General features: G+C 65.1%; 15 protein-coding genes. 11 read left to right on the top strand and 4 right to left on the bottom strand.

Annotated features, from left to right (window positions below; translation table 11 throughout):
* Nucleotides 1-2 precede the first annotated feature (2 nt).
* Nucleotides 3-485, top strand: coding sequence for a glutathione peroxidase (locus ACVWWJ_RS14075; protein ID WP_456968370.1), 483 nt, complete (start codon nt 3-5; stop codon nt 483-485).
* A 163-nt stretch (nt 486-648) separates the two neighbouring features.
* Here the strand turns inward: ACVWWJ_RS14075 and ACVWWJ_RS14070 are convergent, their stop codons facing one another.
* Complete coding sequence (locus tag ACVWWJ_RS14070; RefSeq protein WP_456968369.1) at nt 649-1,434, bottom strand: enoyl-CoA hydratase-related protein; 786 nt, start codon at nt 1,432-1,434, stop codon at nt 649-651.
* Nucleotides 1,435-1,569: 135 nt separating this feature from the next.
* On the opposite strand from ACVWWJ_RS14070, the gene ACVWWJ_RS14065 reads away from it, so the two are divergent.
* The 3 genes from ACVWWJ_RS14065 to ACVWWJ_RS14055 are packed head-to-tail and all read left to right on the top strand — an operon-like array spanning nt 1,570 to nt 3,949.
* Complete coding sequence (locus ACVWWJ_RS14065) at nt 1,570-1,815, top strand: FeoA family protein (protein WP_159893253.1); 246 nt, start codon at nt 1,570-1,572, stop codon at nt 1,813-1,815.
* Nucleotides 1,812-3,659, top strand: coding sequence for a ferrous iron transporter B (feoB, locus tag ACVWWJ_RS14060; RefSeq protein WP_159893251.1), 1,848 nt, complete (start codon nt 1,812-1,814; stop codon nt 3,657-3,659). The genes ACVWWJ_RS14065 and feoB overlap by 4 nt, the downstream gene beginning before the upstream one ends.
* Nucleotides 3,656-3,949, top strand: a complete 294-nt coding sequence (locus ACVWWJ_RS14055) for a DUF6587 family protein (protein ID WP_456968368.1) — start codon at nt 3,656-3,658, stop codon at nt 3,947-3,949. Before feoB ends, ACVWWJ_RS14055 begins: the two co-directional genes overlap by 4 nt.
* A gap of 119 nt (nt 3,950-4,068) precedes the next feature.
* On the opposite strand, the gene ACVWWJ_RS14050 is transcribed toward ACVWWJ_RS14055, so the two are convergent.
* On the bottom strand, nt 4,069-5,583 hold the full coding sequence (locus ACVWWJ_RS14050) for a phospholipase D-like domain-containing protein (protein WP_456968367.1): 1,515 nt from the start codon (nt 5,581-5,583) through the stop codon (nt 4,069-4,071).
* 123 nt (nt 5,584-5,706) lie between these two features.
* Between ACVWWJ_RS14050 and ispG the strand changes: the two genes are divergently transcribed.
* A complete protein-coding gene (gene ispG, locus ACVWWJ_RS14045) occupies nt 5,707-6,966 on the top strand; it encodes a flavodoxin-dependent (E)-4-hydroxy-3-methylbut-2-enyl-diphosphate synthase (RefSeq protein WP_159893245.1) in 1,260 nt (419 codons plus the stop codon).
* Nucleotides 6,967-7,033: 67 nt separating this feature from the next.
* Nucleotides 7,034-7,864, top strand: coding sequence for an aldo/keto reductase (locus ACVWWJ_RS14040; protein WP_456968366.1), 831 nt, complete (start codon nt 7,034-7,036; stop codon nt 7,862-7,864).
* 1 nt (nt 7,865) lies between these two features.
* On the opposite strand, the gene ACVWWJ_RS14035 is transcribed toward ACVWWJ_RS14040, so the two are convergent.
* Nucleotides 7,866-8,231 carry a peptidase C13 gene (locus ACVWWJ_RS14035; RefSeq protein ID WP_456968365.1) on the bottom strand — a complete coding sequence of 122 codons (366 nt, stop codon included), beginning with the start codon at nt 8,229-8,231 and terminating at the stop codon, nt 7,866-7,868.
* A 115-nt stretch (nt 8,232-8,346) separates the two neighbouring features.
* Here ACVWWJ_RS14035 and ACVWWJ_RS14030 point away from each other — a divergent pair, with 115 nt between their 5' ends.
* The 3 genes from ACVWWJ_RS14030 to ACVWWJ_RS14020 all read left to right on the top strand — a co-directional run bounded on the left by ACVWWJ_RS14030 (nt 8,347) and on the right by ACVWWJ_RS14020 (nt 9,511).
* Nucleotides 8,347-8,730, top strand: a complete 384-nt coding sequence (locus ACVWWJ_RS14030) for a hypothetical protein (protein WP_456968364.1) — start codon at nt 8,347-8,349, stop codon at nt 8,728-8,730.
* A gap of 94 nt (nt 8,731-8,824) precedes the next feature.
* On the top strand, nt 8,825-9,139 hold the full coding sequence (locus ACVWWJ_RS14025; RefSeq protein ID WP_456968363.1) for a hypothetical protein: 315 nt from the start codon (nt 8,825-8,827) through the stop codon (nt 9,137-9,139).
* Nucleotides 9,140-9,223: 84 nt separating this feature from the next.
* Entirely contained in the window at nt 9,224-9,511 is a 288-nt protein-coding gene (locus tag ACVWWJ_RS14020) for an antitoxin Xre/MbcA/ParS toxin-binding domain-containing protein (protein WP_159893235.1), read from the top strand.
* Nucleotides 9,512-9,544: 33 nt separating this feature from the next.
* On the opposite strand, the gene ACVWWJ_RS14015 is transcribed toward ACVWWJ_RS14020, so the two are convergent.
* A complete protein-coding gene (locus tag ACVWWJ_RS14015) occupies nt 9,545-10,255 on the bottom strand; it encodes a YdcF family protein (protein ID WP_456968362.1) in 711 nt (236 codons plus the stop codon).
* A 155-nt stretch (nt 10,256-10,410) separates the two neighbouring features.
* On the opposite strand from ACVWWJ_RS14015, the gene ACVWWJ_RS14010 reads away from it, so the two are divergent.
* Together ACVWWJ_RS14010 and ACVWWJ_RS14005 are read left to right on the top strand one after the other, a co-directional pair.
* Nucleotides 10,411-11,034: an XrtA/PEP-CTERM system exopolysaccharide export protein gene (locus tag ACVWWJ_RS14010; RefSeq protein ID WP_159893231.1), complete on the top strand. Its 624-nt coding sequence runs from the start codon at nt 10,411-10,413 to the stop codon at nt 11,032-11,034.
* 12 nt (nt 11,035-11,046) lie between these two features.
* On the top strand, nt 11,047-12,579 hold the full coding sequence (locus tag ACVWWJ_RS14005; RefSeq protein WP_159893229.1) for an XrtA system polysaccharide chain length determinant: 1,533 nt from the start codon (nt 11,047-11,049) through the stop codon (nt 12,577-12,579).
* Nucleotides 12,580-12,581 lie beyond the last annotated feature (2 nt).

Genomic DNA, 12,581 nt, shown 5'->3' with positions numbered 1-12,581 from the left:
GCATGACCGCTATCTACGATTTTTCCGCCCGCGACATCGAAGGCAACGAGCGTTCGCTCGCGGAGTACCGTGGCAAGGCCTTGCTGGTGGTGAATGTCGCCTCCAAGTGCGGCTTCACGCCGCAGTACAAGGGCCTGGAGGAATTGCAGAAGCAGTACGCGGGCCAGGGCTTCGAGGTGCTGGGCTTTCCCTGCGACCAGTTCGGTCACCAGGAGCCGGGCGACGAGAACGAGATCCGCGACTTCTGTTCGCTCACCTACGACGTGAGCTTCCCGATGTTCTCGAAGATCGAGGTCAACGGTGACAACGCGCATCCGCTGTATCGGTGGATGAAAGCGGAAAAGAAGGGCCTGCTCGGTACCGAGCGCATCAAGTGGAACTTCACCAAGTTCCTCATCGACCGCGAGGGACAGGTCGTCGAGCGCTACGCCCCGACCGACACACCGGAAAAGATCGGCAAAGACCTGCCCAAGGTCCTGGGATAAGGACATGTGGGAGCCGCTTCAGCGGCGAATAGGTACATGTGGGAGCCGCTTCAGCGGCGAAAAGCCTACGCAGCGGTTTAGCTGCAAGGCCAATCGCCGCTGAAGCGGCTCCCACAGGTGGTGCAGCTCCCACAGGTGGTACAGCTCCCGCAGGGCAGGCGGTTCAGCCGATCCACGCTGGCTGGGTCTTGTCGAGGAAGGCGGTGAGTCCTGCCTGACCTTCGGCCGACACGCGGAGCCGGGCGATAAGTGCGGCGTTGGTCGCATCGACTTCCTGCATGGCCTCGAGCTCCATGCCGCCCATGTTGAGGGCGAGGTGCTTGGCTTCGTTCTGGGCGATCGGGCCGCCCTTGCCGAGCAGGCCGACCACGCGGTCCACGGCGGCATCGAGCTCCTCGGCCGGGACCATCTCGTGCACCAGGCCCATGGACAGGGCGGCGGCGGCTCCGAAGATTTCTCCCGTGATGAACAGCCGGCGCGCCTGGCGTAGCCCGATCGCGGCGATGACGTACGGCGAGATGACGGCCGGCACGAGGCCCAGCTTCACCTCGGACAGGGCGAATTTAGCCCCCTCGGCCGCGATGGCGATGTCGCAGCAGGCGACCAGGCCGACGCCGCCACCGAAGGCCGCGCCGTTGACGCGCGCGATGGTCGGCTTGGCGAGGAACTGCAGGCGGCGCATCAGGGTGGCCAGGCGCAGGGAATCAGCGCGGTTGTCCACTTCGCTGGCGCTGGCCATGCCGCGCATCCAGTTGAGGTCGGCACCCGCGGAAAAACTGGCCCCGGCGCCGGTGAGCACCACGGCACGGACCGTGTCGTCGCCTTCCACCCGGTCCAGGACGTCGGTCAGCTCGGCAATGAGGCCATCGTCGAAGGCGTTGTGGACGTCGGGACGGTTCATGACCAGGCGGGCGAGGGACCCCTCGCGGATCAGTTGGACGGCGGACATAGGTCTCTCGGCAGCTGTTGCGTAGGCGGCGATCATAAGGGGTAGGCACGGGTGGCCGTCAGCGATTTCTTGCTTGATGTGCAGGGGCTTAGCTATAGGCATATAATGCGAACAGTTCTTATTTGAGTAAGCCCAGTGCGCCTCTCAGACGCGCCGAAAGGTGCAAATGCCGTGGTTCAGACCGTCACCGATGCCCATCCCGCTGATCCGATCGCTCAACGCCTGCGTGATCTCGGCTTCGTCTCGGGCGAGCCGGTACGCCTGGTGGCCCGTGGCCCGCTGGGCGGCGATCCCCTCCTGATCCAGATCGGCTCGACGCGCTTCGCGCTGCGTAAAACCGAGGCGGCGCGGGTGGATGTGACCGTGGATGGCGCTGCATGAGCGCCACCTCGATGCGTATCGCCCTGGTCGGCAACCCGAACTGCGGCAAGACGGCGCTGTTCAACCAGCTCACGGGTGGCCGCCAGAAGGTCGCCAATTACGCCGGCGTCACTGTCGAACGCAAGGAAGGCCGGTTCATCGCGCCGTCCGGGCGCACGCTGCACGTGCTCGACCTGCCGGGTGCCTACAGTTTCGACGCGACCAGCCCCGACGAAGCGATCACGCGCGACGTCTGCCACGGTCGCTATCCGGGTGAAGCCGCCCCCGATCTGATCGTCTGCGTGGCCGACGCCACGAACCTGCGGCTGCACCTGCGCTTCGTGCTTGAAGTGCGTCGTCTTGGGCGTCCGGTGGTGCTGGCGCTCAACATGATGGACGCGGCTCGCCGCCGCGGCATGGTCATCGATGTCGAAGGCCTGTCGCGCCGACTGGGCGTACCTGTGGTCGAGACCATCGCGATCAAACGTGGCGGTGCCGAAGCATTGGTCAAGCGCATCGATACGCACGTTCCCAAGGTAATGCCGTCTGAGGTCGACAGCGCCAGCATCGAGCAGCTCCACGCGGAAGTGCGTTCGATCCTGGCCGAAACGGTGAAGCTGCCGCGCGACACCGCAGCGATCGACGATGCCCTCGATCGCTGGGCCCTGCATCCGGTGTTCGGCCTGCTGATCCTCGCCACGCTGATGTTCTTCATCTTCCAGGCCGTGTTCTCGTGGGCGCAGCCCGTGATGGACGGCATCCAGGCTGGCATCACCGGGCTGGGTACGTGGGTGACCGGTTTCCTGCCGGGCGATAGCGCCATACACAGCCTGCTCAACGACGGTGTGTTTGCGGGTCTCGGCGCGGTGCTGGTGTTCCTTCCGCAGATCCTCATCCTCTTCCTCTTCATCCTCGTGCTCGAGGAGTCCGGCTATCTGCCTCGTGCCGCCTTCCTGCTCGACAAGATGATGTTCCGCGTCGGCCTGACGGGCAGGGCGTTCATCCCGCTGCTCTCGAGCTTCGCCTGTGCGATTCCCGGGATCATGGCCACGCGCAGCATCCAGGATCCGCGAGATCGCCTGACCACGATTCTCGTCGCGCCGCTGATGACCTGTTCGGCACGCCTGCCCGTGTACACGCTGCTCATTGCCGCGTTCATTCCGGATCGCGCAGTGTGGGGCGTGTTCAACCTGCAGGGCGTGGTGTTGTTCACGCTGTACTTCGCGGGCATCTTCAGTGCACTCGGCGTGGCCTTCGTGATGAAGCGCCTGCGCAAGGACAAGAGCGAGCACGCACTGATCATGGAGCTGCCGTCGTACCGCCTGCCGAACGTGCGCGACATCGCACTGGGCCTGTGGGAGCGCGCGCTGATCTTCCTCAAGCGGGTCGGCGGGATCATCCTCGCGCTCACCGTGCTGCTGTGGTTCCTGTCCACCTTCCCGGGTGCACCGGAAGGCGCGACGCAGCCGGCTATCGATTACAGCATCGCCGGTCGTCTTGGTCGCCTGCTCGAATACGTGTTCGCGCCGATCGGCTTCAACTGGCAGATCTGCGTGGCCCTGGTGCCGGGACTTGCTGCGCGTGAAGTCGCCGTGGCCGCGCTCGGTACGGTCTATGCCATGTCGGGTAGCGACGATGCGGTCGCGTCGCAGCTCGGGCCGCTCATTTCGCACCAGTGGTCGCTGGCGACGGCGTTGTCCCTGCTGGCGTGGTACGTGTTCGCGCCACAGTGCATGTCGACGCTGGCGGTGATTCGTCGCGAAACGAACTCCTGGCGTAATGTCGCGGTGGCGGCCGGCTATCTTTTTGGCCTGGCCTACCTCGCTTCGCTTGCCACGTATCAGATTACGAGGGCGCTCTCATGAACACGTTCGACATCCTCCAGGGCGTGATCATTTCACTGGTCGTACTGCTTGCCGCCTATGTAGCGTTCCGCAAGTTGCTGCCGAAGACATCCACTCGCGTCATGGCGCGATTCTCGGCCAGCCTCAATCATGAGGGCCGCTCGGCGGCGTTACGGGCGCTTGGGCGGCGCATGCAGCCCGCTGCCGCCACCGGAAGCTGCGGTGACGGTTGTGGTTCCTGTGGAAGCTGTGGGCCGGCGCCGGCGGTGAAGACCGAGGCGCAGCCGCTGCATTTCAAGCCCCGCGCTTGAATCAGGACATGGGGGAGCCGATCGGCGAATGGTAATCACGCCCGCTGCGCAGCAGCGGCTCCTCCGAGGTTGCTGGCCTCAGTCTCATCGGAGGGAGAGCATCGCCGATGAATCGGCTCCTACAGGGGGCGGTTCGGTCCTGTCGGGGCCGTGGGGTCCGTCGATTCCGTCGGGTTTTCCGGTTTCGGCGGCGAACCTTTGCGCTTCTGCCGCAGGTTCCACCACGCCACGGAAAGGTTTACCGCGAACCACGCGCCGATCAGCGCGAGCGGCCAGGCAATCACCGCCGGCCAGAAGATAGCGACGACAGTCAACACGATCGCCGTGAGTGCACCGGCGATCAGCGGACCGGTTTCGGTATCCCCAAGCACGCGATGCTCCGTCAGCGCTGCGCCGACCGTGTTGGCGAGGCGCAAGGCACCCGCCGCCGCGCGGCTCGAGCTGCCGCCGGTGTGACGGGGCCGGGGTGGCCGGGGGGAGCGGCTATGCATGCGCTCGTTGCCGGAGCGGCGACGGCGTCCGCGTAGCAGTATCTCCGTGGCGTTCTCGAGATCCGCTTCGTACTGCGCTTCGAGCTTGCCGGCGAAGCCGTTGTCCTCGATCGCGACGTCGATTTCGCGGTTGCTCAGCCAGCTTGCGATGTTGAGATTGGACGAGCCGACGCGAGCCCAGCGGCCATCGGCCACCGCGGTCTTTGCGTGCAGCATCGAGCCGTTCCACTCGAATACCCTGATGCCTGCCTTCAGCAGGGGACGATAGCCCGAGCGCGACATGCCGGCGACCATGGGGATGTCACTGGTGCCGGGCACGAGCAGGCGTACGTCGACACCATCGCGCGCGGCGGCGGCGAGGGCCTGCACATAAGGCGCGACACCCACGAAGTAGGCGTCCGTGAGCCAGAGGGTCTTGCGCGCCATCGCCGCGACCATCTGGTCGAGCCGGTACATGCCCGCGGTGCTGGGCTGGGTGGCGATCAGGCGCAGCGACACGTCGCCGGCGTCCTTGCTTTCCGCTGTCGGCCGCAGGCGTTCGTCGTCGGGCAAGGGCTCTCCGGCCTGCTGCCAGCTATCGGCGAAGGCGTGTTCGATTTCCGCGACCGCCGGACCATGGATCACGACGCCGGTGTCGCGCCAGGGCGGCACGTCCCGGCCCGGATCGCCCAGCCATTTCTCGCTGAGGCAGACGCCGGACAGAAAGCCCACGTCGCCGTCCACGGTGAGCACCTTCCGGTGATCGCGACTGACCCAGCCGAAGGAACTGCCGAGCTTCGGCGGGTTGTAGATGCGCACATGGCCGCCGGCGGCGCGCAGCTCGTTCCAGAACGACGAGCGCGACTGCCCCAGGCAACCGACCCAGTCGCCAATGACGGCGACGAACACCCCGGCCTTCGCACGCTCGACCAGGGCGGCGCGAAACGCCTGCCCGATGCTGTCGTCCCGGATGATGTAGTTCTCGACGAAAACATGGCGTTTGGCGGTGGCGATCGCAGCCAGCCAGGCGTCGAAGTGGGCGCGTGCGTCGATGAGCAGCTCGACGGCATTGCCGCCGATCAGGGGTGCCCCGGCGCTTCGGCTGAGGGCCTGCTCGGCGAAGAGGCGGTTGGAGAATCCGGTGCTGCGGTGGCGTACGTTCATGGGACTGAAGTGTAAAGGCATCACGGTGCCCACTGTGGGAGCCGGCTTCAAGTGTGGGAGCCGCTTCAGCGGCGATTGGGGATTGCGGCTTTCAGTCACATCGATGCGCTAAAATGCCGGGCTATGACCGAAGACCTCCCTAGCCGCCCGCGTCCCGCGGAAGCCGCTGCCCGCCGCCCCAGCACGGGCGTGATCGTCGACCGTGTCCAGGTGGGTGGTAGCGCGCCGATCGTCGTCCAGTCCATGACCAATACGGACACCGAAGATCCGGTCTCGACCGCGAAACAGGTCGCCGAGCTGGCTCGGGCCGGTTCGGAGATGGTCCGCATCACGGTGAACACGCCGGCTGCCGCGGCCGCGGTGCCGCGCATTCGTGAACGCCTTGACATGATGGGCGTCTCGGTGCCCCTGATCGGCGACTTCCACTACAACGGTCACCAGCTGCTGGAAGGTGAGCCGGCCTGCGCGGAAGCCCTGGCCAAGTACCGGATCAATCCGGGTAACGTCGGCTTCGGCAAGAAAAAAGATGCCCAGTTCGCCTCGATCATCGAGATGGCGATCCGCTACGACAAGCCCGTGCGTATCGGCGCCAACTGGGGCTCCCTCGACCAGTCCATGGTCGCCGCCCTGATGGACGAGAACGCCCGCCGCGCCGATCCCTGGGACGCCGGTCACGTAGCCCGCGAAGCTTTGATCCGCTCCGCGCTGGATTCCGCTGCGCGCGCGGAGGACCTCGGTCTGGCGCGCAATCGCATTATTCTGTCCTGCAAGGTCTCGGGCGTACAGGAATTGATCGCGGTCTATCGCGATCTCGCACGTCGCGCGGACTACGCGCTCCATCTCGGTCTGACCGAAGCCGGCATGGGCTCAAAGGGCATCACGGCCTCCGCCGCCGCGCTCGGTGTGCTCCTGCAGGAAGGCATCGGCGACACCATCCGCATTTCGCTCACGCCGGAACCGGGCCAGTCGCGCACGGCGGAAGTCATCGTGGCGCAGGAACTGCTGCAGACCATGGGTCTTCGCGCATTTACGCCCCTCGTGACGGCATGTCCCGGCTGTGGCCGTACCACCAGCGAGTTCTTCCAGGAACTGGCCAAGACCGTGCAGAGCCACGTGCGCGAGCAGATGCCGGTGTGGCGTGTGAAGTATGACGGCGTCGAGAACCTTACCCTTGCGGTCATGGGTTGCATCGTTAACGGTCCGGGCGAATCCAAGCACGCCAACATCGGAATTTCACTACCGGGTAACGGCGAAGCGCCCTCGGCACCGGTGTTCATCGACGGTGAAAAAGCGATGACATTGCGCGGCGACAACATCGCCGATGAGTTCGTCGCCATCCTCAACAACTACGTCGAGACGCACTACGCCGCGCGCGGCGACTGACCCATCACGCCTTGAATGCGGGGGCGCCGGGCATCATTACCGGCGGTTCCCCCGCAGGAGAAAAGGCATGACCTCTTCCGTTCCGGTCCTCGACCTCAACGATGGCAACAAGGCGCCGCAGCTCGGCTTCGGTGTATTCCAGATCCCCGACGGTGAAACGGCCGACGCTGTTGCCAGCGCGTTGGCGGCGGGTTATCGCTCGCTGGATACTGCCGCGATTTACAAGAATGAAGCCGGCGTGCGCCAGGGCATCGAGCGCTCCGGCGTCGCGCGTGGAGACATCTTCCTCACGACCAAGCTGTGGAATGCCGAACAGGGTTTCGATAGCACGCTGAAGGCGTTCGACGCGAGCCTGAAGAAGCTCGGCAGCGACTACGTGGACATGTACCTGATTCACTGGCCGACGCCGAAGCGCGACCTCTACGTCGATACCTGGAAGGCGTTCATTCGCCTGCGTGAGGAAGGGCGCATCCGTTCCATCGGCGTCTCCAACTTCCAGCCCACGCATCTCGATCACCTCGTGAAGGAAACCGGCGTCGTGCCGGTGGTCAATCAGATCGAGTTGCATCCCGACTTCGCACAGCGCGACGTCGTCGCGGCGAATACCAGGCTGAAAATCGTCACCGAGTCGTGGAGTCCGTTGGGACAGGGCGGTGACCTGCTCAAGAACGACGCACTCGTCGCGATCGGCAGGAAGCATGGCAAGACGCCGGCGCAGGTGGTCATCCGCTGGCATGTGCAGCTTGGGCACATGGTGATTCCGAAATCGGTGACGCCTGAACGGATCAAGGCCAACATCGACGTGTTCGATTTTGAACTGTCGGCAGACGAGATGAAGGCGATCGACGGGCTGGACGCGGGCAACCGCATGGGCCCGCATCCGGATCAACTGAACTGAGTTACTTACCCATCGAGACGTCGATCTCGAACGGGTAGGGTGCCGGCTTCTTCGGCGGCGGCGGAAGGGTCCACACGGCGAACTGCCCGGTGAAGCATTTCGCCACCGGGGTGTCCGGCTGGACCGCCACGTCGCTGGAGCGGCCTTTCGCGTCGATCGTCGCGACGATCGTGAAGGGTGTCTTGTCAGCTGGCGCGTTGCTGGCGATGCAATCCTTCAGAGCGTCCGTGGCCGGATTGCCGATCTTGTCCCACAACGCCGCCTGCCACGCCTTGCCTTCCGGGTTCTTTTCCAGGGCCTTGGCAGCCTGGACGCGAGCATCGAAACCGCTGTCGGTGGCGAGGGCAAAAGCGAGAGCAAGCAACATCGGGTGTCTCCGTCTTGGTATCGAAAGAGCCTAGCAGGGACGCGGAGGCTTCACATCCGCCGGACTAGCGTGGCCGGCAGAAGCATCACTTCTTGCGATGCATCCGGAGGCTTCCATGCTTGTGCGCCTGCCCTGTGTTCTTGCGTTGCTCGTCATGTCGTCTACGGCGGCGGTCGGTCAGACGGCGCCCTCGCCAACAGCGGCTCCAAAGCCGAACCCGGCCGTTCCTGCCACGCCCGGTGGGAATCCTGCGGCCGCGCCGAGCCCCGTCCAGGTAAATCCGGGGTCCGCGCCAGTGCAAGCCGCCTCGGATGCCGGTGCCACGGAGCGTGGGCTGGCGCCTGTCCAGCCAGGTCATCATGGCGTCACCCAGCGCGTACAGAATGCCAATACGCATGACCTGGATGCGCAGGGACACACCCTGGATCCGCACGGCCGACCGGTTGGGCAGGCTGCGGCTCCCTCGGTCGCACCTGCCGCCGCGTCGACGGTGCACTGATCTGGCACATTGAAGGCGCGAAGCTGGCGGCTCGCACGGTTTTGCGCCAGTGCGCTACCATCCGGCGGGTGCCGTACCTGAGCGGGGAGTGAGGATGAAACGAGCGATTGCCGTGGCCCTGCTGACGGCCGGCCTGGCCGGTTGCGCGGGCATGTCCTCGAAGATTGCCCGCCTGGAAGTGGGCACGCCGCGAGATGACGTCGTGCACCACCTCGGTCCCCCCGACTCGGACCGGAACATGATCGGGTTCGAGGTGATGAGCTGGATCGATCGTCGTCCGGGACGCTTTTCGTTCTCCCATGAGGACTACACGGTCATCCTGAAGGACGCGAAAGTCGTGCAGTTCGGCCCCGGTCTGGTCCGCCGTGAAGGCAAGACCAACCTGCAGATCGAAACCGGCGATCCCTAGAAGTCGCCTCATAGGCGTACAAGCGCGCCGTGGGCCGGCGACGCTAGCTTTCCCCCATAGACTTCGGGGAGCCGCGCCATGTCGATGAAAGAGCCTACCTACGCCGAGCTCGCCTCCGAGCTGACCCGGTTGCACGACGCTCGCGAGGCCGTGATCGAACGGGCGCTGGACGCCCTGGAGAGCCGACACCCGCCGCTGGCGCAACTGGTCGTCTCCTGCGTGGGCGACCGCCACCGCGCCGCGCGCTGGCTGGTCATGCCGCAGCGGGCGTTCTCTGGCCGGAATGCCTACGACATGCTGGCAGACGGTGATCTGGATGGCGTGTGGGAGCAGGTGGTGTTGAAACAGCTGGGCATCGTCGCGGCGCTGTAATGTGGGGGCCGATTTTATTCGGCTCCCACATTGCTACACCCAGCCCCGCCAGTGGTAGACCATCAGGGCGAGGTACTCGCGCAGGCAGCGGGCGGTGAGGGTCAGGGCGTCGCGGCGCGGTAACCACGCCGGGGCGACAACCAGTTTCGCGTGGCCATCATCGGCCGGCACCGGCGATACCACGATGCCCTCGTGTCGGAAACAGCCGGCGGCACGACGCATGTGGATGGCGGAGGTCACCAGCAGCACCTCCGACAAGCCGCTGGCCCGGAGAATCGCCGCCGAGTTGCGCGCATTTTCGTGAGTGTTCACGCTGCTCCCCTCCACGCGAAGGTCGTCACCCGGTACGCCCGAAAGCGCAAATCCGCGCGCGAGTTCGTCCGCCTGATCACTACCGGACACCAGCAGGAGGGGGGCGAAACCGTCACGCCACAGGGTCAGTCCCCGCCCGGCGCGCGTGGTGGTGCGGGACCAATCCGTCACCGGTAGCTTGCCGCCACCCAACACGACGATGGCATCCGCATGTGGTGTCGAAGGCGCGGCGAGTGTTGCCAGTCCCTCGCGCAGGCGCAGGGCCAGCATCGGGGTCGAGGCGATCCAGATCCACGCCAGGGCACAGGCCGCCACCAGCGCCGCCCAGCGGGGGCGCCGCCACAGCACCAGCGCCGTCGATAACACGGCGAGCGACAGCCCCTGGACGGCGGGATGGGTGAGTCGTCCGACGATGTCCGCCGCTTCCGACAATCCCGGCTCTCCTCGTTTCGCGGGGCGACAAGCATGGCGCACTTCGCGAGCTTCGGCGCGTCGGTCGAATGGCATAGGCGGGCTGTTGGAATGGACGTGGACCCCTATCGACCTGACGATACCGACCGAGCGAAGTCACAGGGGCAGGTGTCATCATGAAGCGTTGGAATCGCGTCGCCACATTGGTTGCTACCGTCATGTTGACGGCATGCGCGACAGGCGGAATCACTACGGCACCACCGAAGATGGACGCCGCCGCTCCGGTGGTCGAGTCCTATCTGATCGGTGTCGACGACCAGTTACAGGTTACGGTCTGGCATAACCCGGATCTCAGCGTCAGCGTGCCGGTACGACCGGATGGCAAGGTCACCGTACCCCTGGTGGGCGATGTCGCCGCCGGTGGACGCACCACCGACCAGGTGGGTGCGGAGATCCAGCAGAAGTTGGCCCAGTACATCCGCGATCCGCAGGTCGCCGTGATCCTCACGGCACTGCGCAGCCACGAGTACCTCTCGCGTGTTCGCGTTACCGGTGCCGTGCGCAGTCCCATTTCCATTCCGTATCGGCAGGGCATGACCGTGCTCGACGCCGTGCTCGCCGCTGGCGGCACGACGGAATTCGCCGCTCCCGACCGCACCGAACTCTATCGGCGCAACGAAGGTGGTTCGACCCAGGCTTACGCCGTGCAACTGCAGAAGATCCTGCAGCAGGGCGACCTGAGCAACAACTACCCGGTCCAGCCCGGCGACGTGATTACGGTACCGCAGCGTGCGTTCTGACAGGGGTATGTGATGAGCGGGGAACTTGTTCCTTTCACGGGCATCCTGCCCGCACTGATCGGCGAAGCGCGCAGGCGTCGCGTGACGATGGGCGTGATCTTCGCGGCAATCGCACTGATTGCCCTCGGGGTCGGCCTGGTCTGGCCGAAGAAGTACGAGGCGTCGACCACGATCCTCGCCGAGGAAAGCAGCATCATCACGCCGTTGATGGAAGGCGCGGCCTCGGCCACGGGCAACAAGAATCGCGCCGGCATCGCCCGCGACGTGATCTTCAGTCGTCGCGTGCTCGACGAAGTGCTGCGCAGCGGAGGCTGGTTGGCAAACAGCCCGTCGGCGCTGGACCGCGACAAGATCATCGAGGGGATCAAGGGGCGCACCAAGATCATCAACAACCGCGAAAACCTGATCACCATCACGTATTTCGATTCGGACCCGAAGCGTGCCTTCGAAGTCACCCGCGCCTTCGGCCAGCTGTTCATCAGCGAGAGCCTGGCTTCCAAACAGCGCGAGAGTCGCGAAGCCTACGAGTTCATCAACAGCCAGGTCGAGGCGTACCGCGCCAAGCTGACCGACGCCGAAGGCAAGCTCAAGGCGTACCGCGATGCGAATGCGGATGCACGCCCGGGCAACGACGTGGACACCAATTCGCGCATCAGCCAGCTGCGCATGCAGATCGAAAACAACCGCATGGATTACATGCAGAAGCAGTCGCAAGCCGCGTCGATCGCCTCGCAGATCAATGGCGAGTCGGAGGTCAATGCGGTACAGACGGTCGGCGGCATCTATACGACTCAACTGGGCGATTTGCAGGGCCAGCTGGACAAGTTGCTGCTCAACTACACCGAGGACTACCCGGACGTGATCCGGCTGCGTCACCAGATTGAAGACGTGCGTAAGCAGGCACAGGTCGCCGACGCCCAGCGCGCTGCAGGTGGTCCGATGCCGATCGATCATTCGACCACGATGAACCCGGTGTACCAGCAGATGCGCCTCCAGCTCTCCGCGGTCAAGGGCGACGCTGCCGCCAGTGCGGCGCGGGTTGGCGCGAGCGAGTCCATGCTGCAGACCGAGCTCGAGCGTAGCAAACGTATTGCCAGCTCCGAGAACGTCATCGCCGAACTCACTCGCGATTACAACGTGAACCGTGACGTGTACCAGGACCTGCTCAAGCGCCGCGAGAACGCCCGCGTATCGATGAACCTCGATGCCGAGCAGCGCGGCCTAACCTTCCTCGTGCAGAACCCGGCGGTGATGCCGCTGACTCCATCGGGGCTGCGCTTCATGCACTTCGGCCTGGCCGGCCTGGCCCTGTCGCTGGCGATTCCGTTCGGTCTGCTCTTCGCCGTCGCCCGCTTCGACCCACGCGTGCGCTCCGTCGGCCAGCTCGAACGCGCCACGGGCTTTCCGGTGCTTGCATCGATCCCGTTCTACCCGACACCACGTGATCGCCGGCGCGACCACCTGCAAAACATGGTGCTCGGCCTGATCGTGGTGGGTGTCGGCGCGGTCTACCTGCTGCTGTTCTGGATGAGGATGAAGGGCTGACC

The sequence above is a fragment of the Luteibacter sp. HA06 genome, assembly GCF_054061215.1.
This window is presented reverse-complemented; position numbering and strand designations above follow the sequence as displayed.

Coding starts and splice junctions, on each gene's coding strand:
- ACVWWJ_RS14075 (WP_456968370.1), top strand. CDS start 3: ATGACCGCTATCTACGATTTTTCCGCCCGCGACATCGAAGGCAACGAG.
- ACVWWJ_RS14070 (WP_456968369.1), bottom strand. CDS start 1,434: ATGTCCGCCGTCCAACTGATCCGCGAGGGGTCCCTCGCCCGCCTGGTC.
- feoB (WP_159893251.1), top strand. CDS start 1,812: ATGAGCGCCACCTCGATGCGTATCGCCCTGGTCGGCAACCCGAACTGC.
- ACVWWJ_RS14055 (WP_456968368.1), top strand. CDS start 3,656: ATGAACACGTTCGACATCCTCCAGGGCGTGATCATTTCACTGGTCGTA.
- ACVWWJ_RS14050 (WP_456968367.1), bottom strand. CDS start 5,583: ATGAACGTACGCCACCGCAGCACCGGATTCTCCAACCGCCTCTTCGCC.
- ispG (WP_159893245.1), top strand. CDS start 5,707: ATGACCGAAGACCTCCCTAGCCGCCCGCGTCCCGCGGAAGCCGCTGCC.
- ACVWWJ_RS14040 (WP_456968366.1), top strand. CDS start 7,034: ATGACCTCTTCCGTTCCGGTCCTCGACCTCAACGATGGCAACAAGGCG.
- ACVWWJ_RS14035 (WP_456968365.1), bottom strand. CDS start 8,231: ATGTTGCTTGCTCTCGCTTTTGCCCTCGCCACCGACAGCGGTTTCGAT.
- ACVWWJ_RS14030 (WP_456968364.1), top strand. CDS start 8,347: ATGCTTGTGCGCCTGCCCTGTGTTCTTGCGTTGCTCGTCATGTCGTCT.
- ACVWWJ_RS14025 (WP_456968363.1), top strand. CDS start 8,825: ATGAAACGAGCGATTGCCGTGGCCCTGCTGACGGCCGGCCTGGCCGGT.
- ACVWWJ_RS14020 (WP_159893235.1), top strand. CDS start 9,224: ATGAAAGAGCCTACCTACGCCGAGCTCGCCTCCGAGCTGACCCGGTTG.
- ACVWWJ_RS14010 (WP_159893231.1), top strand. CDS start 10,411: ATGAAGCGTTGGAATCGCGTCGCCACATTGGTTGCTACCGTCATGTTG.
- ACVWWJ_RS14005 (WP_159893229.1), top strand. CDS start 11,047: ATGAGCGGGGAACTTGTTCCTTTCACGGGCATCCTGCCCGCACTGATC.